The sequence below is a fragment of the Sphingobium sp. RAC03 genome, from assembly GCF_001713415.1.
Lineage (GTDB): Bacteria > Pseudomonadota > Alphaproteobacteria > Sphingomonadales > Sphingomonadaceae > Sphingobium.
Genome location: NZ_CP016456.1, coordinates 752474 through 773216, shown reverse-complemented (window position 1 = coordinate 773216; position 20743 = coordinate 752474). Strand labels below are relative to the sequence as shown.

Annotated in this window: 21 protein-coding genes; 15 read left to right on the top strand and 6 right to left on the bottom strand. The window is 64.7% G+C overall.

The features are described from left to right. Positions 1-12 precede the first annotated feature (12 nt). The 3 genes from BSY17_RS08250 (at position 13) to BSY17_RS22170 (ending at position 1889) form a co-directional block, all read left to right on the top strand. Positions 13-819 (top strand): VOC family protein, encoded by an 807-nt coding sequence (locus tag BSY17_RS08250; protein WP_069065153.1) that lies wholly within the window; start codon positions 13-15, stop codon positions 817-819. Further along, positions 816-1274, top strand: a complete 459-nt coding sequence (locus BSY17_RS08245) for an SRPBCC domain-containing protein (RefSeq protein WP_069065152.1) — start codon at positions 816-818, stop codon at positions 1272-1274. The genes BSY17_RS08250 and BSY17_RS08245 overlap by 4 nt, the downstream gene beginning before the upstream one ends. Before the next feature lie 342 nt (positions 1275-1616). Beyond that, entirely contained in the window at positions 1617-1889 is a 273-nt protein-coding gene (locus BSY17_RS22170) for a DUF6966 domain-containing protein (RefSeq protein WP_443019498.1), read from the top strand. A 265-nt stretch (positions 1890-2154) separates the two neighbouring features. Here BSY17_RS22170 and BSY17_RS08240 read toward each other — a convergent pair whose 3' ends face one another. Then, complete coding sequence (locus BSY17_RS08240; protein WP_037473178.1) at positions 2155-3321, bottom strand: pyridoxal phosphate-dependent aminotransferase; 1167 nt, start codon at positions 3319-3321, stop codon at positions 2155-2157. Between the two features lie 43 nt (positions 3322-3364). Beyond that, entirely contained in the window at positions 3365-3514 is a 150-nt protein-coding gene (locus BSY17_RS21530; RefSeq protein WP_171899207.1) for a hypothetical protein, read from the bottom strand. Between BSY17_RS21530 and ptsP the strand changes: the two genes are divergently transcribed. The 6 genes from ptsP to BSY17_RS08210 all read left to right on the top strand — a co-directional run bounded on the left by ptsP (position 3513) and on the right by BSY17_RS08210 (position 11225). Next, a complete protein-coding gene (gene ptsP / locus BSY17_RS08235) occupies positions 3513-5786 on the top strand; it encodes a phosphoenolpyruvate--protein phosphotransferase (protein ID WP_069065151.1) in 2274 nt (757 codons plus the stop codon). The two genes, BSY17_RS21530 and ptsP, sit on opposite strands and share 2 nt — an antisense overlap. Before the next feature lie 89 nt (positions 5787-5875). Continuing rightward, complete coding sequence (locus BSY17_RS08230; RefSeq protein ID WP_069065150.1) at positions 5876-6838, top strand: helix-turn-helix domain-containing protein; 963 nt, start codon at positions 5876-5878, stop codon at positions 6836-6838. A 72-nt stretch (positions 6839-6910) separates the two neighbouring features. Further along, positions 6911-7837, top strand: a complete 927-nt coding sequence (locus BSY17_RS08225) for a hypothetical protein (protein ID WP_069065149.1) — start codon at positions 6911-6913, stop codon at positions 7835-7837. Next, positions 7834-8787: a tRNA lysidine(34) synthetase TilS gene (gene tilS / locus BSY17_RS08220; RefSeq protein ID WP_335681350.1), complete on the top strand. Its 954-nt coding sequence runs from the start codon at positions 7834-7836 to the stop codon at positions 8785-8787. Before BSY17_RS08225 ends, tilS begins: the two co-directional genes overlap by 4 nt. A gap of 75 nt (positions 8788-8862) precedes the next feature. Further along, complete coding sequence (ftsH, locus tag BSY17_RS08215) at positions 8863-10809, top strand: ATP-dependent zinc metalloprotease FtsH (protein WP_069065147.1); 1947 nt, start codon at positions 8863-8865, stop codon at positions 10807-10809. A gap of 74 nt (positions 10810-10883) precedes the next feature. Further along, complete coding sequence (locus tag BSY17_RS08210) at positions 10884-11225, top strand: hypothetical protein (RefSeq protein WP_069065146.1); 342 nt, start codon at positions 10884-10886, stop codon at positions 11223-11225. Positions 11226-11698: 473 nt separating this feature from the next. Here BSY17_RS08210 and BSY17_RS21230 read toward each other — a convergent pair whose 3' ends face one another. Beyond that, positions 11699-12367: a hypothetical protein gene (locus BSY17_RS21230; RefSeq protein WP_150125753.1), complete on the bottom strand. Its 669-nt coding sequence runs from the start codon at positions 12365-12367 to the stop codon at positions 11699-11701. A 533-nt stretch (positions 12368-12900) separates the two neighbouring features. On the opposite strand from BSY17_RS21230, the gene guaB reads away from it, so the two are divergent. The 3 genes from guaB (at position 12901) to BSY17_RS08195 (ending at position 16293) form a co-directional block, all read left to right on the top strand. Further along, positions 12901-14358, top strand: coding sequence for an IMP dehydrogenase (gene guaB / locus BSY17_RS08205; RefSeq protein ID WP_037472637.1), 1458 nt, complete (start codon positions 12901-12903; stop codon positions 14356-14358). A gap of 148 nt (positions 14359-14506) precedes the next feature. Further along, a complete protein-coding gene (locus BSY17_RS08200; RefSeq protein WP_069065145.1) occupies positions 14507-15685 on the top strand; it encodes an RsmB/NOP family class I SAM-dependent RNA methyltransferase in 1179 nt (392 codons plus the stop codon). An 89-nt stretch (positions 15686-15774) separates the two neighbouring features. Next, positions 15775-16293 (top strand): tetratricopeptide repeat protein, encoded by a 519-nt coding sequence (locus tag BSY17_RS08195; RefSeq protein ID WP_069065144.1) that lies wholly within the window; start codon positions 15775-15777, stop codon positions 16291-16293. Between the two features lie 95 nt (positions 16294-16388). Here BSY17_RS08195 and hemW read toward each other — a convergent pair whose 3' ends face one another. Further along, the gene (gene hemW / locus BSY17_RS08190; protein WP_069065143.1) at positions 16389-17549 is read right to left on the bottom strand and encodes a radical SAM family heme chaperone HemW; all 1161 of its coding nucleotides are present in this window, start codon (positions 17547-17549) and stop codon (positions 16389-16391) included. 122 nt (positions 17550-17671) lie between these two features. Here hemW and BSY17_RS08185 point away from each other — a divergent pair, with 122 nt between their 5' ends. Then, a complete protein-coding gene (locus BSY17_RS08185) occupies positions 17672-18439 on the top strand; it encodes a hypothetical protein (protein ID WP_069065142.1) in 768 nt (255 codons plus the stop codon). Positions 18440-18451: 12 nt separating this feature from the next. Here the strand turns inward: BSY17_RS08185 and rdgB are convergent, their stop codons facing one another. After that, complete coding sequence (gene rdgB / locus BSY17_RS08180; protein WP_069065141.1) at positions 18452-19081, bottom strand: RdgB/HAM1 family non-canonical purine NTP pyrophosphatase; 630 nt, start codon at positions 19079-19081, stop codon at positions 18452-18454. A 126-nt stretch (positions 19082-19207) separates the two neighbouring features. Continuing rightward, on the bottom strand, positions 19208-19924 hold the full coding sequence (gene rph, locus BSY17_RS08175; protein ID WP_037472629.1) for a ribonuclease PH: 717 nt from the start codon (positions 19922-19924) through the stop codon (positions 19208-19210). A 92-nt stretch (positions 19925-20016) separates the two neighbouring features. Between rph and BSY17_RS08170 the strand changes: the two genes are divergently transcribed. Together BSY17_RS08170 and BSY17_RS08165 are read left to right on the top strand one after the other, a co-directional pair. Beyond that, a complete protein-coding gene (locus BSY17_RS08170; protein ID WP_216095602.1) occupies positions 20017-20523 on the top strand; it encodes a DUF6438 domain-containing protein in 507 nt (168 codons plus the stop codon). A 6-nt stretch (positions 20524-20529) separates the two neighbouring features. Next, a complete protein-coding gene (locus tag BSY17_RS08165) occupies positions 20530-20724 on the top strand; it encodes a hypothetical protein (RefSeq protein ID WP_069065139.1) in 195 nt (64 codons plus the stop codon). Positions 20725-20743: the final 19 nt, after the last annotated feature.

Here is a 20743-nt window from a genome sequence, read left to right as displayed (position 1 = left end):
GGGAGAGACGCGATGGCCGATATTAACGGGCAGTTTTTCTGGTATGAACTGATGACCAGCGATCCGCAGGCGGCGCTGGCTTTTTACGGCGATGTGGTCGGCTGGACGGCGCAGCCCTTTGGCGGCGCGCCGGGCGATGATCCCTATATGGTGGTGTCGGGCAGCGCCGGGCCGGTGGGTGGCGTGATGGCGATTCCCGCCGAGGCGAAGGATTGCGGCATGACGCCCTGGTGGGGTGGCTATGTCGGGTCGGGCGATGTCGATGCGGACGCGGCGCGGCTGGTGGCAGCGGGCGGGCGGGTGCAGCGCGAACCCGAAGATATTCCGGGCGTCGGTCGCTTTGCGGTGATGGCCGATCCGGGTGGCGCGACCTTCATGCTGCTCAAGGGCTCCAGCCCCGACGAGATGGACCCGGTGCCGCCGATGGCGATGGGGCATGTCGGCTGGCATGAACTTTACAGCAGCGATTTCGACGCCGACCTGGATTTCTACACCGGGGCGTTCGGCTGGACCAAGGGCGAGGCCATGGATATGGGCGAGATGGGGCTGTATCAGCTCGTTTCGCAGACCGGGGGCAGCGATTTCCAGAGCATGAGCGGGGGCATCATGCCGCGCCCCAAGGAAATGCCGGTGCCGCTGTGGCTGTTCTACTTCATCGTCGGCGATATCGACGCGGCGGTCGCGCGGGTGACGGCGGGGGGCGGCACCGTGCTGAACGGGCCGATGGCCGTGCCGGGCGGTGGCTGGATCATCCAGGCGCTCGACCCGCAGGGGGCGATGTTCGCGCTGGTGGGGATGCGCGCGGGGGAAGAGTCATGAGTGAGGATATCCATGAGTTGTCCGTGACCTGCGATATCGCCGCGCCGCCCGTGACATGCTGGCAGGTGTGGCGCGATCGCAAGGGCGAATGGTTCTGCCCCGAACCCTGGCGCGCCGAGGCGATCGAGGAGGATATGCGCCCCGGCGGACGCAGCGCGGTGCGGATGTTCGGGCCGGACGGCGCGGATAGCGGGCCGATGGAGGGCGTTTTCCTGGAGGTCGTGCCGCACGAGCGGATCGTCACGACCGATGCCTATGCGGTCGGCTGGGTGCCGCAGGCGCCGTTCCTGACCGCGATCTGGTCCTTCGCGCCGGAGGGCGAGGGCACGCGCTTCACCGCGACCGCGCGCCATTGGGATGCGCAGGCCAAGGCGCGGCACCTGGAGATGGGCTTCCATCCTGGGTGGGATGCGATGATGGCGCAGTTTAAGGTGTTGTGCGAGGTGGTGGGGTGAGGTGGGAAGGGGGCCATCGACTAAACTAAGACGTCAGACCATCCGAGGGTAGGCGAAGCGCAACGCTCGCTTTTTGCTCCAAAATCCTCCCCTGTAAGGGGAGGGGGGCCACGAAGTGGTGGAGGGGTGTCACCCTATCGAGAGCGTGACACCCCTCCGTCAGGGCTACGCCCTGCCACCTCCCCTGCCAGGGGAGGAATTTCGGGAAGCGACAAAAAGCGGATTTTGCGCTGTCCAAATCATTTGCGGTTTGCTGTCATTTCCGACATTCGATAGGCTCACCGAACGTCAGTCCATTCCGATATATCTGATATAGAAGAGCTATCTAAAACGCTTAGCGCTATGACTGGACTGCTCCGAAGCCATGATCTGAAGTTCTGGGCCGACGAATTAGATCGTTGTCAGAAAATTATAGATCAGTCAGATTTCTTTGGCGTGGAACGCTTGCTTCGGTTTTACGGCGGCATGGGATCGTTAAACGATGTGATCCTTCAAGGCTCCAGTATTTTCATTTGGCTAGACAATCGGAAATTTGATCGGCTGCGTCGAAGAGCATATGACAAGGCAACAGCGCTGGCGCGAGAGCGACCTTTGATTAGCAGGCGACAGCCCTAAAGAGCTGCCCTTCCACTATCCACCTTCGCCCATCACCCCAGCGAAAGCTGGAGGCTCAGGCGATGGCGGGATCGGGCTGGGGCAGGCGCCTAGTTCCGCTGTTTCGCGATGCCGCCTGAGATGCCAGCTTTCGCTGGCATGACGGGCGAAGACAGGTCGCGGGGCGTTTGACGCCGACCCCCGGCACCGCCCGCATCATCGCCGCACCAACGAAAAGGGCGCCCGGTTGCCCGGACGCCCTTAGCATTTCTCGTAGTGAAAAGCCTTACGCCTTGTAGACCTTGTCCACGGCGGCGCGGAATTTGGCCATGTCGTCGGCGGAGCCGACGGTGACGCGGGAGACGGTGGGCCAGATGGCCCAGCTGCGGCCGATCTGGACCTTTTCAGGGGTGGCGATCAGTGCGGCCTGCATGTCCTTGGCGGGCTTTTTCCAGTTGACCATGAACATATTGGCCTGGCTGCCGGGCTGCACCTCGATACCCTTCTTGGTCAGATAGGCGATGGTTTCCTCGCGGTTGGCGATCATTTCCTCGCGGCGGGCCTTGATGAGCGCCGCTTCGGTGTAGACCGCATTGCCGCAATGCATCGCGGTGATCGACAGGCCGCCGGCCGCCGGGCCGAACAGCATGATGCGCTTTTGCACTTCGGGGTCGGCGAAGGTGAGGCCGAGGCGTACACCGGCCATGCCGAACAGCTTGGAGAAGGTCCGCATGACGATGATGTCCTTGCGGGCCCCGATCAGCGTCGCGGCGCTCGGCGCTTCGGAGAAGTGCAGATAGGCTTCGTCGACCAGCAGCATCGAATCGGCAGGCTTGTTGTCGAGCAGCCACTGGATGTCGGCCAGCGGCGTCACGGTGCCGGTCGGGTTGTTGGGCGTGCAGATATAGTAGAGGCCCGCATTGGGGTTGGCGGCCAGCATCGCCTTGACGTCATGGCCCTGGCCGATGGCCTGTGGTGCCTTGGCGATGGGGGCCTTCATATAGTCGGCGGTGCGCCACGCGGATTCGAAGGTCGGGTCGGCGGTGACCAAGCCCTTGGTCGGCGAGCAATAGGCCGCAACGATGCTGACCAGCGGGCCGCCCGAACCAGGCCAGGGCATGACGTGGGTTTCGGGGATGCCCTCGACCGTGGCGACGGTCTTGACCAGGTCGCCGCGATAATTGTCGGGATCATACCAGTTGCCGAACGAGGCGGCTTCGGCGGCCGCAGCGACGCCCGATGGGAAAGGCCCGGTCCAGCATTCGTTGGCACCGATGCGGACGGCACCCTTGATGCCGCGCCCGGCCTGCTGCTGCGCCAGGGCAGCGCCGCTCAGCAGCGAGCTGGCAGCGACGCCAGCGCCCAGCAGCGCAGCGACCTCGGCCAGTTGACGGCGCGAATAGCCGCGCCCGATCAAATCGTCCTTGGCTTCCTTGTCCAGCATCATCGTCATGTCGATTGTCCCCTCTGTTCCAGAAAACGGAAACTTCATTGCATCAGACGAAGCAGCGCGTCATTTCCGCAATGCCGCCCAGTGATTTTTGCAATTTTATGCCGGTCGCCGTTCCATAGTTAACGGAAACCGTCATCAATAGTGCATGAATCGCCTTGGAAAGCGGACTGCGCATCTGGTAGCGCATATCCATGCCCAGCACCCCCGCCGCCGCCGCCCGCCAGATCCTGATCCGCCTGCAGGAGGTGATGGCGTCGCGCACAAGCGCGCAGGCGAAATTGAACAAGGTGGTGGAGGTCATCGGCGAGTCGCTGTCGAGCGAGGTCTGCTCCATCTATCTGGTGCGTGAGGGCGTGCTGGAGCTGTTCGCGACGCGCGGGTTGAAGCAGGAAGCGGTGCATGTCACCCGCATGGCGATGGGCGAGGGGCTGGTCGGCCTGATCGCCACCAATGTCGAGACGCTGAACCTGGACGAAGCCGCGTCGCACCCCGACTTCGCCTATCGGCCCGAAACCGGGGAAGAATTGTTCCACAGCTTTGCGGGCGTGCCGATCGTGCGGCGCGAGCGGGCGATCGGCGTATTGTGCGTGCAACATGCCGATCCGCGTAAATATGAAGAGGTGGAGATAGAGGCGCTCCAGACCGTCGCGATGGTGATGTCGGAATTGATCGCCAATGCCGAACTGGCCGATGACGGGCAGAGTGAGATGCGCGTGACCGATACCGGCACGACGCTGCTGCACGGGTTGCAACTGGTGATGGGAATGGCGCGGGGGCATGTGGTGTTCCACCAGCCGCGCGTGCATATCGAACATACCGTCGCGGAAGATACCGAGGCGGAGCGGGCGCGTGTCATCTCCGCCTTTGCCAAGATGCGCGAGCAGATCGACCGGATGACCGGTGCGGCCGAGTTCGGCATGGAGGGCGAGCATCAGGAGGTGTTGGAAACCTACAAGATGTTCGCCTATGACGAAGGCTGGACGCGGCGGATCAATGAAGCGATCGACAGCGGCCTGACCGCCGAGGCGGCGATCGAGCGGGTGCAGCAGCGCACGCGGATGCGGATGCGGCAGATCGACGATCCGTTGCTGTCCGACCGGATGCATGATCTGGAGGATCTGGCCAACCGGCTGTTGCGGATCGTGTCAGGGCAGTTAGGCACGGCGGCGCAGATGGGGTTGCGGCAGGACGCGATATTGATCGCGCGCAACCTGGGGCCGGCCGAATTGCTGGAATATGACCGGCGGCGGTTGAAGGGCGTGATCCTGGAGGAAGGATCGCTGACCGCGCATGTCACCATCGTCGCGCGCGCCATGGGCGTGCCGGTGCTGGGCCGGGTGCGCGACATCCGCCATCTGGTGAATGAGGGCGACCTCATCCTGATGGACGTCAACGCCAACAGCCTGCTGATCCGCCCGACCGCGGACATGGACGAGGCGTTCGAGAACAAGCTGCATGTGACGCAGAAGCGCCGCGCCGAGTTCGTCGCGATGCGCGATTTGCCATCGGTCACCGCCGACGGGCAGCGGGTGGAGCTGATGGTCAACGCGGGGCTGCGCGAGGATGCGCAGGCGCTCGACATGGTGGGGGCGGATGGCATCGGGCTGTTCCGCACCGAGTTCCAGTTCCTGGTGTCGGCCACCTTGCCCCAGCGTGAAAAGCAGCAGCGGCTCTACAAGGATGTGCTGGACGCGGCCGGCGACCGGCCCGTCATCTTCCGCACCGTCGACATCGGCGGGGACAAGGCGCTGCCCTATATGCAGCGCGAGGATGACGAGCATGAGGATAATCCGGCGATGGGCTGGCGCGCGCTGCGGCTGGCGCTGGATCGCGATGGATTGATGAAGGCGCAGGCGCGCGCGCTGCTGGAGGCCGCGGCGGGCAAGATCCTCTATGTCATGTTCCCGATGGTGTCGGAACCGTGGGAATATGAGGAAGCGCGCGCGCTGGTCGAGCATCAGCGCGAATGGCTGCTGGCGCGCAAGAAGAAGCTGCCGATCGCGGTGCGATACGGTGCGATGCTGGAAGTCCCGGCGCTGGCCGAGGTGCTGGACATATTATTGCCGCGCGTCGATTTCCTGTCGATCGGGACCAACGACCTGACGCAATTTCTGTTCGCGGCCGACCGCGCCCATCCCAAGCTCGCCGAACGCTATGACTGGCTGAGCATCGCGATCCTGCGCTTCCTCGACCGGGTGGCGCGGACATGCCAGGCGCATAGCGTGCCCGTGGGCGTGTGCGGCGAAATGGGCGGGCGGACGCTGGAGGCAATGGCGCTGATCGGCCTTGGTATCCGGCGGCTGTCGATCACCCCGGCGTCGGTCGGGCCGGTCAAGGCGATGATCCGCGCGATCGATGCGAGTGAAGTGCAGGCGTTGATGCGCGAGCTGCTCGATAGTGGCGAACGCAACATTCGCGCGCGGCTGACGCAATGGGCGGCTGAGCGGCATATCGAGCTGGGATAAGGGGCGAACTGCGGCAAGAAGGGCTTGCCGCCGTTGACAACGCCCGTCCCACAGTGAGACAAGGCCTCACTCTAAGGTCGCGGAGCAGCATGGCAGACGAAATGGAATTGGAGCCGGGCGCAGGTAGCGTACCGGATACGCAGCCCGATACACCCGGCGCGAAGCTGCGCGTCGCGCGCGAAGCGATGGGGCTGTCCTTGTCCGACATTGCGACACGCACCCGGATCGCCCAGCGTCAGCTCGAAGCGGTCGAGCGCGACGATTATGCCGCCTTGCCCGGCATTCCCTATGCGGTCGGCTTTGCGCGGGCCTATGCCCGTGCCGTGGGGCTGGACGAAGTGGCGATCGCCGCGCAAGTGCGCCAGGGCGTGCATGGCGCGGATATGACCGCCAATCGCTACGAGATGTTCGAACCGGCCGATCCCGCGCGGGTGCCGTCGCGCACGCTGGCCTGGACGGCGGCGGCGATCGTGGTCCTGCTGGTGGTGGGATGGGTGATCTGGCGCGCGCAGATGGCGACGCCGCCTTCGAGCGAACAGATTTTGGCGCAGGACGAGGCCCGGCCTGCGGCGGCGCGTCCGGCGGCTGGGGCTGCGGTAGCCCCTGCGGCACAACCCGTCGTGCTGACCGCGGTCGATGATGTGTGGTTGCGCATCTATGACGAGGCGGGCGAGCGGTTGAAGGACGGGCTGATGAAGAAGGGCGAGAGTTTCGCCGTGCCCGCCGCCGCGCGTAATCCCATGATCCTGACCGGACGTCCCCAGGCGCTGGCCGTGACGGTCGGGGGCAAGGCGGTGGCACCGCTGGGCGCGGCCGATCGCACCATTGCCGATGTGCCGATCAGCGCCGAGGCGTTGCTGGCGCGGGGCACGGCGGAAGCGGCTGCGCCTGCGACGGCTGCGCCCGCACCCCGGCCGACGGTGCAACGGCGTGTGGCGCGTCCGGTCGCCCAGCCTGTGGCCGAGGATGCGGGTACGAGCGCGGCAACGCCATCTGCCGCCCCGCCCGCTCCGGCGGCACCATCGGGCAGCGGCGCGGCGACGCCCGAATAACCATGCACGTCGCGCTTTACCGCGCGGAATAACGGCTTATGGTTAAAGCGTAAGAGTTAGTCGGGGAACATCATGCGTCACGTCCTATTCGCGACATCTGCCATGGCGTGGAGCGCGCCGTTGCTGCTGGCGCTCGCGCCGCCGGTGTCGGCGCAAACGGTGGAAGGCCGGGTCGACCGGCTGGAAAAGGAAATGCGCGCGGTGCAGCGCAAGGTGTTTCCCGCTGGCACCCCGATCGAGGCGCAGATCACCCGGCCGACGACGCCGACGATAGCGCCGGGATCGCCGTCTTCCTCGCCGATTTCCGACCTGACCGCGCGGGTGGGCGCGCTGGAATCGCAGCTTTCGTCGATCACGGGGCAGGTCGAGGAAAACAGCTTCAAGCTCAAGCAATTGGAAGAGGCGTTCAACCGCTACAAGGCGGATACCGACGCGCGTCTGGCCCCGGCCGAAGCGCCAGTCGCGGTTCGGCCGGCCGTGTCCGCGCCGGTGGCGGCTGATCCGACACCCGTCGCGGCGAAGCCTGCCGCGCCCAAACCGGCGGCGGCTGCGCCCGCGAGCGAAGAGCGCAAGACGGCGGTCGCGGCGATCGAGCGGCCCGATACGGGCGACGCGGCGCAGGACGCCTATACTTATGGTTTCCGCCTTTGGGACGCCAAATTCTATCCCGAAGCGCAGGGGCAGTTGAAGGCGACGGTGGACAAATATGGCACCGCTTCGGTCGCCAGCCGCGCCGCCAATCTGCTCGGCCGCGCCTATCTGGACGATGGTAAGCCCGCACTCGCCTCGGTCGCTTTCTATGAAAATTATCAGAAGCGCCCGCGCGGCGATCGCGCGGCCGACAGCCTGGCTTATCTTGGCGAAGCGCTGATCCAGCTGAAAAAACCGGCCGATGCCTGCAAAGTCTATGCGGAATTGGAGCAGGTCTATGGCGAAAGCCTGTCGTCGAGCCTGCGTGGGATGATGGCGCAGGGCCGCACCAGGGCGAAGTGCAGCTGAACGAGGCTGGGCTGATCGCCGCGACGCAGGCGATCATCGGAGAGACGCAAGGGGTGCGTTTCGGTGTCGCCGTGTCGGGCGGGCCGGACAGCATGGCATTATTGGCGCTGGCGGCGCGCGCCTTTGCAGGCCAGGTCGCGGCGGTGACGATGGACCATGGGCTGCGCGCGGCGTCCGCTGATGAGGCGGCGATGGTCGCGGGCTGGTGCGCGACGCAGGCTATTCCCCATGCCATCGTAACACCCGATGCGCCGGTCAGCGGCAATGTCCAGGGCTGGGCACGAGCGCAGCGCTATGCCGCGATCGAGACGTGGCGAGCGGCGCAGGGCATCGACTGGATCATGACCGCGCACCATGCCGACGATCAGCTCGAAACGATGCTGATGCGGCTCAACCGGGGGTCGGGGGTTGCGGGACTGGCCGGGGTTCGGGCGCGGTCGGGGCGGGTGATTCGGCCGTTGCTGGGCGCGCGCAAGGCAGCGTTGCTGGACTTTGCGCGCGCCGAGGCTCAGCCCTTTGTCGATGATCCGTCGAACAGCGATGCGCGCTTCGACCGGGCGGCGTTGCGGTCGGCTTTGGCCGATGTGGACTGGCTGGACGTGCAGGCGGCGGGGCGCAGTGCGGCGGCGCTCGCGGAAGCGGAGGCAGCGCTCGACTGGAGCGTCGCTGACCTGGCGGCGCGGCATGTGCGCGCGCAGGGCGAAGGCTGGACGCTCGATTGCACCGACCTACCGCGCGAATATCTGCGGCGGTTGCTGTTGCTGATGCTGACCCGCGCCGGAGTGGAAGCAATGCCGCGCGGCGACACGATCGACCGGGCGATCGGCGCGGCGCAGGCGGGGGGGCGCGCAAGTCTGGGCGACTGGCTGTTGAGCGGGGGGGCTGTCTGGACCTTGCATCCCGCCCCGCCCCGCCGCGCATTTCCGCCTATCGGACCGCGACCTATCTGATCGCTATTTGCGCACGCCGGGCGCGCTTGCGCTTTTGCGGACGCGCCCTATCTTGGCGGGTGAAAGAGAGTGCAGATGAACGACGAGAAAGACCCGCAGACCAATCCCTGGATCAAGAGCGCCATGATATGGGCCGGGGTGATCGTCGCCCTGCTGCTGTTCGTGTCGATGTTCGAACGGCCGACTGGGGCCGCTGGCAGCGAGATCGCCTATTCGGAATTCCGCGCCAAGGTGCAGGAAGGCCAGGTCAAGGACGTCGCCATCGCGCCGGACAAGATCACCGGAACGCTCGCCAATGGCGATCGCTTCGCGACGCTGCCGGTGGCCGATCCGGCGCTGACCGGCTTGCTCGACCAGAATGGTGTCAAATATTCCGGGCAAGCCGAAGCGCAGCCGAGCTTCTGGATGATCCTCGTCTATCAGTCGCTGCCATTCCTGCTGATCCTGGGCATCGCTTTCTTCGTGCTGCGTCAGATGCAGAAGGGTGGCGGCGCGGGCGGCGCAATGGGCTTTGGCAAGTCCAAGGCCAAGCTGCTGACCGAGAAGCATGGCAAGGTCACCTTCCAGGACGTCGCGGGCATCGATGAAGCGCGCGAGGAATTGGAGGAAATCGTCGAGTTCCTCAAAGACCCCACCAAATTCGCCCGCCTGGGCGGCAAGATTCCCAAGGGCGCTTTGCTGGTCGGTTCGCCTGGCACGGGCAAGACGCTGCTGGCGCGCGCGATCGCGGGCGAGGCGGGCGTGCCTTTCTTCACCATTTCGGGGTCGGACTTTGTCGAAATGTTCGTCGGCGTCGGCGCAAGCCGCGTGCGCGACATGTTCGAACAGGCCAAGAAGAACGCGCCCTGCATCGTCTTCATCGATGAAATTGACGCGGTCGGTCGCCATCGTGGCGCGGGTCTTGGCAATGGCAATGACGAGCGCGAGCAGACGCTGAACCAGCTGCTGGTCGAGATGGATGGTTTCGAGGCCAATGAAGGAATCATCATCGTCGCGGCGACCAACCGTCCCGACGTGCTGGACCCCGCGCTGCTGCGGCCGGGCCGCTTCGACCGTCAGGTCGTGGTGCCCCGTCCCGATATCGAAGGGCGCGAGAAGATCCTGGCCGTGCATATGAAGAAGGTGCCGCTGGCACCGGACGTCGAACCGCGCACGATCGCGCGCGGCACGCCGGGCTTTTCCGGCGCGGACCTCGCCAATCTGGTCAACGAAGCGGCGCTGATGGCGGCGCGGCGGGGCAAGCGACTGGTCGCCATGTCCGAGTTCGAATCGGCCAAGGACAAGGTGATGATGGGTGCGGAGCGCCGCTCCATGGTCATGACCGACGATGAGAAGAAGATGACCGCCTATCATGAGGCGGGCCATGCGATCATCGCCGTGCATGAACCAGCGTCGGACCCGATCCACAAGGCGACGATCATCCCGCGCGGCCGTGCGCTGGGCATGGTGATGCGCCTGCCCGAACGCGACAGCTACAGCTATCATCGCGACAAGATGCACGCGAATATGGCCGTCGCCATGGGTGGCCGCGTCGCCGAGGAAATCATCTTCGGCTATGACAAGGTGTCTAGCGGCGCGTCGGGCGACATCCAATATGCCACCAAACTGGCGCGCGACATGGTCACCCAATGGGGCATGTCCGACAAGCTGGGGCCGCTGCAATATGAAGAGCAGCAGGGCGAGACGTTCCTTGGCTATTCGCAGAGCCAGCGCGTCCATATGTCGGACGAGACCGCCAAGCTGATCGACGCGGAAATTCGTGGGCTGGTGGAGCAGGGCTATGCCCGTGCGCAGGAATTGCTGACCGGCCATGAGGACCAACTGCACCTGCTGGCCAATGCGCTGCTCGAATATGAGACGCTGAGCGGCGACGAGATCAAGGCGCTGCTCGACAAGGGCGAGATCACCCGCGACGACGGGACGACAATCAAGCCTTCGGTCATTCCGGCGGCCGGATCGTCCATCCCCAAGACGCGCAAGCGCAAGGGGCCGTTCGGCGATCCGTCTCCTGCCGGGGCGTAAGCGGTGAAGGTTTGAAAATAAGGGCGCTGCCGCAAGGTGGCGCCCTTTTTCGTGTCGATTGGGGGAGGGCGATCATGGAAGCGTTCGATGACATCCATGCGCGGTTGCGCGCCGTCATGCTGGACAATGCGCCGGGGCAGGTGGTTGGCAAGGATGAGGCGGGCGATCTGGTCGTGCGCACCGCCGCCGTCGATCCCAAGACCGGGCAGCCGGGCTGGTTCGGCACGGTGACGATCAAGAAAAGCTATGTCGCCTATCATCTGATGCCGCTTTATACCGACGCGGCCTTGTCGGAGAGTGTGTCGCCTGCATTGGCGAAGCGGCGGCAGGGGAAGACCTGTTTTAACTTCAAGGCGGTGGATGAGGCGTTGTTTGGCGAACTGGCGTTGCTGACGCGTAGGGCTGCGGGTTTGTAGCGATCTTGTCCAGTGCCGCGCTGGGTCGCGCAATGCATCCGGCAAAGGGACACTGGAAGCGGTGTAAGGGCGTCACCTTATTGAGAGCGTGACACCCCTCCGTCTGGCCTGCGGCCAGCCACCTCCCCTGCCAGGGGAGGATGACGAAGGGGGACGTCGCCTTAATCGTCACCCAGGACTTGATCCAGGCATCCCGCTTTTTGCGCGAAGAAAAGCGAGATGCCGGGTCAAGCCCCGCATGACGAATGGGCGAATGGCAATGGACGACCATCTGTTGCCGTCTATGCCGCTTGCGGCGCTGCCCAGAAGCAGACACATATAGCTGGCATATTCAACGTGAAGAAATATGAAGGCGGCATTCTGGCGTTTCGCACATATGCGTTACCAAGGGCGCCATGCCTTACTCCACCTGATCCACGCGCCAGTGAATCAGGAAAACCATCCCCTCTTAAGATGCTGATTGGGTTTGGATCCTAGCGACAGCTTTTGAAGTCACATTTTGATATCTGGCGCGGATCTCCGAAAGGCAAAGAACGATACCAGTTGTCAAAGCCAGTCTCTGGCCCAAAGCTAGGTAACGTCGGTTCAATACCTTCTGTCACTGGATCGTCGGTAATTTCTACATAGACGCGCGTTAAACGGGTGCCTGAGCCAAAGCTATTGGTAAGATCGGATGGGTCGACAATTTCGATTGTTTTAGGATCGTTTTGATCGCGAAATCGGACCATTTTTGGGCAGCTTAGGCCGATCCATGCCGGGTTTACACATTGTAAATCGCCGGTGGCACCTACCATCGTCTTTATGTGACGAATGTCATCCATGCGATCTTTGAAACGGGGTTTGATCAGGCGATCGCCTAACGGTGCTCTACGTCGATCGCCAAAGATATTTTCCGGATACCCGGAATCTGCAGCCACTAAAGCGTAAAGATAGCCACGGCCCGGAATTACCACCCTAACCGCTTCACCTCGAAATCGAGCATTATAGGGGCTTGCTAATGGAAGGATGGCCTTGGCTACAGCAATGGACCAGACCGCCGAACCAGACCGTTTAGTACCTCGATCATCGACCTCTACAGTTACGCGATAGCGCACTTCGGCAGCCCGCTGACATCCTGCAAGCGTTGCAAAGGCTACTGCCATGACGGCTACGAGCCATAGTCGATTAGATTGTCGCATCGTCGCTCTGATACTTTCTTTCGATGAACAAAATATGCTTCTGCCAGCCTTTCGCTAACCATATCTGCGACCGCATATGCTTGATCGTATAGACCCCAAAAAATGGGCGATGTCGGTTCATGCGATGTTGCTCTCGTAAGCCGACAGTCCGCCATCCACCCTTAGCGTCACCCCAGCGAAAGCTGGGGTCTCAGGAGATGGCGCGATGGCTTTGCGACCAGTGCCAAGCCCGACTGTTTCACGCCTCCGCCTGAGATGCCAGCCTGCGTTGGCATGACGGCTAGGATATGTGCCCGCTGTCGCAGGACTATGGGCCGCTACCGACGGTCCGCGACCCGCCCCCTCCCGTCCTCCCCAAACCCCTCTCACAAGCCACCCCACCGCCCCGCAATAAATCCCGCAAAGGGACTGGCCGTATCGGGGCGGAGTGGTTACATGGGCCGCCACAAAACCCCTGGGGTCTGCTGCAGACCCCGCAGCAGAAAGTGGCTTGTTCCATGGAAATCCGCCTCGGCCTCACCTTCGACGACGTGCTGTTGCAGCCCGGCGAATCCGATGTGCTGCCAAGCCAGGCGGACACCAGCACGTTCGTCACCAAGGCGATCAAGCTGAACATTCCGATCCTGTCGTCGGCGATGGATACGGTGACCGAAGCGGACATGGCGATCGTCATGGCGCAGCTGGGTGGCATCGGCGTGCTGCATCGCAACCTGTCGGTCGAGGAGCAGGCGGACGCGGTGCGCGCGGTCAAGCGGTTCGAAAGCGGCATGGTCGTCAACCCCATCACCATCCTGCCCAACGCCACGCTGGCGGACGCGCAAATGCTGATGAAGCGGCACCGGATCAGCGGCATTCCGGTGGTCGAAGCGAGCGGCAAGCTGGTCGGCATATTGACGCACCGCGACACGCGCTTTGCCGAGAACCCGGCCCAGCCAGTCAGCGAATTGATGACCAAGGATAATCTGGCGACAGTCAAGGTCGGCGTGGGGCAGGAAGAGGCGCAGCGGCTGTTGCACCAGCGCCGGATCGAAAAATTGCTGGTGGTGGACGAGGCCTATCATTGCGTCGGCCTGATCACCGTCAAGGATATCGAAAAGGCGGTCACCTATCCGCAGGCGACCAAGGACGGCACCGGCCGCTTGCGCGTCGCGGCGGCGACCACGGTCGGCGAAAAGGGGCTGGAGCGCAGCCGCGCGCTGATCGACGCGGAATGCGACCTGATCGTCATCGACACGGCCCATGGCCATAGCAAGCAGGTGTCGGCGGCGGTCGAAGCGGTCAAGCGCCTATCCAACAATGTCCAGGTGGTCGCGGGCAATGTCGCCACCGCCGAAGCGACCAAGGCGCTGATCGGCGCGGGCGCGGATTGCGTGAAGGTCGGCATCGGGCCGGGGTCGATCTGCACCACGCGCGTCGTCGCGGGCGTGGGCGTGCCGCAATTGACCGCTGTCATGGATTCGGCCGAGGAAGCCGCCAAGCAGGGCGTGCCGGTGATCGCCGATGGCGGGCTGCGCACCAGTGGCGACCTCGCCAAGGCGCTGGCGGCGGGCGCGGGTTGCGTCATGGTCGGATCGCTGCTGGCGGGCACGGCCGAAGCGCCAGGCGAAACCTTCCTCTATCAGGGCCGCGCTTATAAGAGCTATCGCGGCATGGGCAGCGTCGGCGCGATGGCGCGCGGGTCGGCCGACCGCTATTTCCAGGCGGATATCAAGGACCAGATGAAGCTGGTGCCCGAAGGGATTGAAGGCCAGGTGCCGTTCAAGGGACCAGCCAAGGACGTCATCCACCAGCTGGTCGGCGGCGTGAAGGCGGCGATGGGCTATACCGGCAGCGCGACGATCAAGGATTTGCAGGAGCGCGCACGCTTCGTGCAGATCACCAATGCCGGGCTGTCCGAAAGCCATGTCCATGATGTGACGATCACGCGGGAAGCGCCCAATTATCCGACGCGGTAAGCGTTTTAATCCCCCTCCCTTTTAAGGGAGGGGTTAGGGGTGGGTGCGCCGCGCCGCGGCGCTTCGGCCCGATCGGCAGGGCGCTAGGCTCGCTACGCTCGCCACCCACCCCCGACCCCTCCCTTGAAAGGGAGGGGAGAAGGTATTGATGACCCCCTCTGCTCGTATCCAGGCCGCGATCGATCTGCTCGACGCCATCATTGCGTCGGCGCGCGATGGGGGGCCGGCGGCGGATACGTTGATCGCGCGCTATTTCAAGGAGCGGCGCTATGCCGGGTCGCGGGACCGGCGGGCGGTGCGCGACCATGTCTATGACGCGATCCGCCGCGCGGGCGAGCGGCCGGAGACGGGTCGCGAGGCGATGATCGGGCTGGCGGATGAGCAGCCGGAGCTGGCCGCTTTGTTCGACGGATCGCCCCACGCGCCACTGCCGATCGAGCCGGGCGAGGTCGGCGCGGTAGCCGGAAGCGTGCCACATTGGCTGGTGCCGCTGATCGCTGCGCCGGTCGAGCAGGACGCTTTGCTGGGCCGCGCGCCGGTGGACTTGCGAGTCAATCGGATGAAGGCTGCTCCGGAGGCGGTCGCGCCCTTGTTCCCCGACGCTGCGCCGATCGCGGCACTGCCCGATGCGTTGCGCCTGCCCGAAGGCTATCCAGTCGAAAAGGACGCGGCGTGGAAGGACGGCCTGGTTGAAGTTCAGGATGCTGGCAGCCAGGCGATCGCGCTGGCCTGCGGCGCGCAGCCCGGCATGACGGTCGTGGACATGTGCGCCGGGGCGGGGGGCAAGACGCTGGCGCTGGCCGCGGCGATGGCGGGGCAGGGGATGCTGATCGCCGCCGACACGATCCGCTCGCGGCTGGCAAGGCTGGGGCCGCGCGCGCAGCGGGCCGGGGCAACCTTCATCGAGACATTGTTGCTGGACCAGAGCCATGAGGCGCGGGGCCTCGGAAGCCTGAACGGGAAAGCCGATGTCGTGCTGGTCGATGCGCCCTGTTCGGGCACAGGCACCTGGCGGCGCAATCCCGAAGCGCGCTGGCGGTTGACGGCGGCGCGGCTCGATCGGCTGGTCGCGGAACAGGCCCGCATCCTCGATTTCGCCGCGCCCTTGCTGGCACCAGGGGGCGCGCTGGTCTATGCCACCTGCGCATTGACCGATCGTGAGGGGAAAGCCCAGGTGGACGCCTTCCTGCACCGACATGCCGGGTGGACGCCCGAAGCGATAGACTTGCCGCTGGGCCGGGCGCATGGCGCGGGCTGGCTGCTGACGCCGGGGCATGACGGCACGGACGGCTTTTTCTTCGCCCGGCTGCGGCGGACGGCCGCGTAAAACAGCCCATGGACAAGCGCCCGCAAAATCGCGAGACTTGGTCAAAATCTGTGCCTGAATCAGCGCCTGAAACATGGCTGGAGATACTCATGCGTTTTACCCCCGCCTCGATCGCCCTCGCGCTCGTCCTGACCACCGTGTCGAGCATGGGCCTGAGCCAGCGCCCCGACAGCCAGATCAGCCCGGCGTCGGTCGAATGGCAGAAAGCGGGCGAGACCGCGCGCCAGGCGGGCAATTTGCAGGGCGCGACCGATGCGCTGGAAAGCGCGTTGGCGATCGACCCGCGCAATCGTGCCGCCTATGTCGAACTCGCCGCCGTCGCGCGGGCGCAGGGTTTGCAGGGCAAGGCGATCCGTCTGTATCGCGAAGCGCTATTGCTTGATCCGACCGATGTCGTCGCGCTGGCAGGGCAGGGCGAGGCGATGGTGGAAAAGGGCGCTGTGGCGCGGGCCAAGGAAGTGCTGACGCAGGCGCAGGGGCTGTGCAAGGGCGCGTGCGCGCCCGTCGACAAGCTCGCCGCCGCGATCCAGAAAGGCCCGCCCGCCGTTGCGATGACGAGCAAGGATGTGGTGCCCGCGCCCAAGGTTGCGCCGACCGAGCAGCCGTAAGGGGACTCCCGTTCGTTTCGAGCGAAGTCGAGAAACGGCACGCACAGGTTTCTCGACTTCGCTCGAAACGAACGGGGTGCGGGGCAGTCCCGTTTCTAAATCGCGACCACTTGCGGCAGGATCGCGTCGAGCAGGAGCAGGCCTGCGGGGGTGACTTGCAGGTGGGTGTCGTGGTGGCGGAGAAGGTCGATCTCGGTCAGTTGCGCGATGGCGCGGTCATCCACCAGCCGCGATAGGGCCACGCCCGATTGCGCCGCGATGCGGGCCAGATCCACGCCTTCATGCAGGCGCAGGCCCATCAACAGCGCTTCGCGGGCGCGGTCTTCGCCCTCCAGCCCGTCCTCGCTCTGGCTGCCATGGCCGTTGCGCGCGACCGCGCCGATCCAGTTTTCGGGCTTGCGATGGCGTTGCGTCGCCATGCCGCCGCGCCGTCCATGCGCGCCGGGGCCGATGCCGATATAGTCGCCATAGCGCCAGTAGACGAGATTGTGGCGGCTCTGCTGCCCGGCGCGGGCGTGGTTGCTGATCTCATAGGCGGGGATGCCCGCCGCCGCCGTCATCGCCTGCGTCAGTTCATAGAGGGTCGCGCCATGATCGGGATCGGCGGGGGTCAGCTTGCCCTGCGCGACGAGCGTGGCGAAGCGGGTGCCGGGCTCTATGGTGAGCTGATAGAGCGACAAGTGCCCGGTGCCGAACGCCAGCGCGCGGGCGAGTTCGGCCTGCCAGTCGGCCTCGCTCTGACCGGGGCGGGCGTAGATGAGGTCGAAACTGACCCGGTCGAACACCGATTGCGCGGTGGCGAGCGCGGCCAGCCCTTCGGCCACATCATGCGCGCGGCCGAGGAAATGCAGCGCTTCATCCTCCAGCGCTTGCAGGCCTAGCGAGACGCGGTTGATCCCGGCGGCGGCCAGGTCGGCAAAGCGCGCGGCCTCGACCGAATTGGGATTGGCCTCCAGCGTGATCTCGATATCGGGGGTGAAACCCCAATGATCCTGCGCGGCGGCGATGAGTGTTTCGACCAAAGCGGGCGGCATCAGCGAAGGCGTGCCGCCGCCGAAGAAGATCGACGAGAGCGGACGGCCGCCGGTCAACGACGCCTCATAGGCCATGTCGGCGAGTAGCGCGCTGCGCCAGGCGTCGATGTCCACGCCGTCGCGAACATGGCTGTTGAAGTCGCAATAGGGGCATTTCGACACGCAGAAGGGCCAATGTATATAGAGCGCTTGCGGGTCGGGGGTGGAAGTAATGGGGGACATTGGAATGGCGTCGTAGAGCCTTTTGGCGGGCGGGGCTACAGGCAGGGCACCGACGCGCGCATGGATATTTTTAGCGGGACGGCGCATTGAGCGGGATCAGTACCGCTGCAGGAGACGACAGTATGCGCTACCCTAAGCTGGCTTGGGCGACTTCCGTTTGTGCGCTGATCGGCTTGGCCGCCTGTGGTGCGCCCAAGCAACCCGATGTCGCAGAAAGCCGCAATGATGCAGCAGCGCCTTTGGTTGCGAGCCCCGACGTGGACGCGCCGCCGCAAACCGCTGCTCCGGTTAATGTCGCCACGGCGGCCGCCGCGCCGCAGCCCTTGTCCTGCGCGGCGGACATTGGAGCTACGGCAGCCGCCGAGCGCGTCAAGCTGTGCCGCAATGTGTCGCCAGCAACCCATCCACCATGCAATGCGGCCAATAGCTGCGCGCTGATCGAGAATGAGATTGCGCGCAGTTGCGCCCTGTTCGACGGGAAGGGCGACCCGATGCCGGGATGCGACCCCGCGCCCAAGAGCGTGGCGGCGGCGATCGCCGTCGTGCAGCGCTATTATGCCGCGATCAACGCCAGGGATTATGGCACGGCCTGGGCGCAATGGGGGGATGATGGCGCGCCGAACCAGACCTTGCAGGGTTTTCAGGCGGGCTTTGCCAATACCCGGTCGACGCGGGTGACGATCGGCAAGGTGGAGCCGGGTAGCGCTGGCGCTGGGTCGATCTATCAGACGGTGCCGGTGACGGTGGATTCGCAGTTGCAGAACGGCACTGTCCAACGATTTGCTGGCGATTATGTCGTGCGGCGGGTCAATGATGTGGAGGGGGCATCGCCTGGCCAGTTGCGCTGGCACATCGGTCAGGCGACGCTGAAAGCCGTGCCCGCGCCGTAACGCGGGCGCGGATCAGAATGTCGCCGCCACCAGTTGCCGGAACGCGTCGGCGCGGTGGCTCATGGCGTGTTTGGCGTCGGGGTCCATTTCGCCGAAGCTGATGTCATGGCCGAGCGGCACGAACATGGCGTCATAGCCAAAGCCCTGGTCCCCGCGCGGGGGCCAGACCAGCGTGCCGTCGACCCGACCTTCGAATGCCTGGATATGGCCGTCGGGCCAGGCGAGGGCGAGGGCGCAGATGAAATGGGCGTCATGGCCCGCATCCGGCCCCTTGGCTTCGATCCCGTCCCACACTTTCTGCATGGCGAGCGTGAAGTCCTTGGACTCGCCCGCCCAACGCGCGGAGAAGAGGCCGGGATCGCCGCCCAGCGCCTCGACGCACAGGCCGCTATCGTCGGCCAGCGCGGGCAGGCCGGACAGGTCGGCGGCCTGCATCGCCTTCAATTCCGCATTGGCGATGAAGGTGGTGCCGGTTTCCTCCGGTTCGGGCAGGTCGAGCGATGCGGCCGAGATCGGTTCAATCCCATAGGGGCCAAGCAAAGCGGCGATTTCGCGCACCTTGCCCGCATTATGGCTGGCGATCACCAGCTTGCCGGGGGCGAGCTTGCGGATTGCCTGTTCCTGTCCGAATTGGTCGGTCATGATCCGATTCCTCGTGCTGAACCAAAATCCCGTTCGCCCTGAGCTTGTCGAAGGGCCGCCCTTCCTTTTCAAGAAGAAAAGACGGGGCTTCGACAGGCTCAGCCCGAACGGGGAGAGGAGGCAGTGTTACCGCCCCGTGGCGACATCCTGCGCGGCGAAGATCTTGGCGCAGCCGATGCGTGCGAGGCGCAGGAGGCGGAGCAGTTCTTCCTCGTCATAGGCGGCACCCTCGGCGGTCGCCTGCACTTCGGCGAATTTTCCGTCGCCCGTCAGGATGAGGTTGGCGTCGGTTTCGGCATTGCTGTCCTCGGCATAATCGAGGTCGAGGACGGGGGTGCCATTGTAGATGCCGCAGCTGATCGCCGCGACCTTCTGGATGATCGGGTCTTCCTTGAGCGCGCCCGACGCCATCAGCTTGTCCACCGCGATGCGCAGCGCGACCCAGCTACCGGAAATCGCCGCCGTGCGGGTGCCGCCATCGGCCTGGATCACGTCGCAATCGATCACGATCTGGCGTTCGCCCAGCTTCTTCATGTCCACGACTGTGCGCAGCGAGCGGCCGATGAGGCGCTGAATTTCCTGGGTACGGCCCGACTGCTTGCCCTTGGCGGCTTCGCGGCTGCCGCGCGTGTGGGTGGCGCGGGGCAGCATGCCATATTCGGCGGTGACCCAGCCCGACCCCTTGCCGCGCAGGAAGGGCGGCACCTTCTCTTCGACCGAGGCGGTGCATAGCACGCGCGTGTCGCCGAAGCTGATCAGACAGCTACCCTCGGCATGGATGGTGAAGCCTGGCTCCATGGTGATGTCGCGCATCTGGTCGGGCGCGCGGCCGGAAGGACGCATAATATTTCTCCAAAACGATATGGTGACGGCGCTTAGCGCCCGGCGGCGTGTGTTGCCAGTGTCATGACGACAATAAGTGGGTATGAGAGGCTATGACGATGCGAATGATGATGGCGGCGAGTGCGCTGCTGCTGGCGGGATGCGCTACGGCGGATAACGAACTGGAGACGCCTATGGCGGCGGGCGAGACGATCCGCTTTACCGCCGGGCGCTGTTTTGGCGCGTGCCCGTCCTATAGCTTGCGGGTGACGCCCGATGGGTCGGGCATATTGGAGCCGGAGAAGTTTACCGCCGTGCCGGGGCCGACGCGCTTCACCGTCAGCCCGGCGCAATATCGGCGGCTGCGCGCCTCGCTTGCGCCCTACCGGCCGCAGACGGGGACGGACAAGCGCATCGGCAATGGCGAAAATTGCACCCGCTTTGCAACGGATATGCCCGGTTACAAGATCGAATGGAGCCGCAAGGATGGCAAGCCGACCCGGCTGGAGTTCCAGTCTGGGTGCATGGATGCCCGTTATGGCAAGTTGCGCACCGCGATCGCGGCGATCCCCAAAATGCTGGACGTCGAACGCATGATCAAACCCAAGCCTGCCCGGTAGGAATGGATGATGCGCGTTCTTTTACAGATTGTGGGTGTCCTTCTCGTGGTGATGGGGCTGCTCTGGGTCGGGCAGGGGGCGGGGCTTATCCACTGGCCGCAATCCAGTTTCATGCTCGATCAGAGGCCATGGATGTGGCGTGGCGCGTTGCTCGCGGCGTTTGGCGTCGTGCTGATCCTCTTGGCACGGCGCAAGCGTTGAGCCTGCCCGCAATCCATCC

Coding starts and splice junctions, on each gene's coding strand:
- BSY17_RS08250 (WP_069065153.1), top strand. CDS start 13: ATGGCCGATATTAACGGGCAGTTTTTCTGGTATGAACTGATGACCAGC.
- BSY17_RS08245 (WP_069065152.1), top strand. CDS start 816: ATGAGTGAGGATATCCATGAGTTGTCCGTGACCTGCGATATCGCCGCG.
- BSY17_RS22170 (WP_443019498.1), top strand. CDS start 1,617: ATGACTGGACTGCTCCGAAGCCATGATCTGAAGTTCTGGGCCGACGAA.
- BSY17_RS08240 (WP_037473178.1), bottom strand. CDS start 3,321: ATGACGATGATGCTGGACAAGGAAGCCAAGGACGATTTGATCGGGCGC.
- ptsP (WP_069065151.1), top strand. CDS start 3,513: ATGCCCAGCACCCCCGCCGCCGCCGCCCGCCAGATCCTGATCCGCCTG.
- BSY17_RS21530 (WP_171899207.1), bottom strand. CDS start 3,514: ATGGATATGCGCTACCAGATGCGCAGTCCGCTTTCCAAGGCGATTCAT.
- BSY17_RS08230 (WP_069065150.1), top strand. CDS start 5,876: ATGGCAGACGAAATGGAATTGGAGCCGGGCGCAGGTAGCGTACCGGAT.
- BSY17_RS08225 (WP_069065149.1), top strand. CDS start 6,911: ATGCGTCACGTCCTATTCGCGACATCTGCCATGGCGTGGAGCGCGCCG.
- ftsH (WP_069065147.1), top strand. CDS start 8,863: ATGAACGACGAGAAAGACCCGCAGACCAATCCCTGGATCAAGAGCGCC.
- BSY17_RS08210 (WP_069065146.1), top strand. CDS start 10,884: ATGGAAGCGTTCGATGACATCCATGCGCGGTTGCGCGCCGTCATGCTG.
- BSY17_RS21230 (WP_150125753.1), bottom strand. CDS start 12,367: ATGGCAGTAGCCTTTGCAACGCTTGCAGGATGTCAGCGGGCTGCCGAA.
- guaB (WP_037472637.1), top strand. CDS start 12,901: ATGGAAATCCGCCTCGGCCTCACCTTCGACGACGTGCTGTTGCAGCCC.
- BSY17_RS08200 (WP_069065145.1), top strand. CDS start 14,507: ATGACCCCCTCTGCTCGTATCCAGGCCGCGATCGATCTGCTCGACGCC.
- BSY17_RS08195 (WP_069065144.1), top strand. CDS start 15,775: ATGCGTTTTACCCCCGCCTCGATCGCCCTCGCGCTCGTCCTGACCACC.
- hemW (WP_069065143.1), bottom strand. CDS start 17,549: ATGTCCCCCATTACTTCCACCCCCGACCCGCAAGCGCTCTATATACAT.
- BSY17_RS08185 (WP_069065142.1), top strand. CDS start 17,672: ATGCGCTACCCTAAGCTGGCTTGGGCGACTTCCGTTTGTGCGCTGATC.
- rdgB (WP_069065141.1), bottom strand. CDS start 19,081: ATGACCGACCAATTCGGACAGGAACAGGCAATCCGCAAGCTCGCCCCC.
- rph (WP_037472629.1), bottom strand. CDS start 19,924: ATGCGTCCTTCCGGCCGCGCGCCCGACCAGATGCGCGACATCACCATG.
- BSY17_RS08170 (WP_216095602.1), top strand. CDS start 20,017: ATGACGATGCGAATGATGATGGCGGCGAGTGCGCTGCTGCTGGCGGGA.
- BSY17_RS08165 (WP_069065139.1), top strand. CDS start 20,530: ATGATGCGCGTTCTTTTACAGATTGTGGGTGTCCTTCTCGTGGTGATG.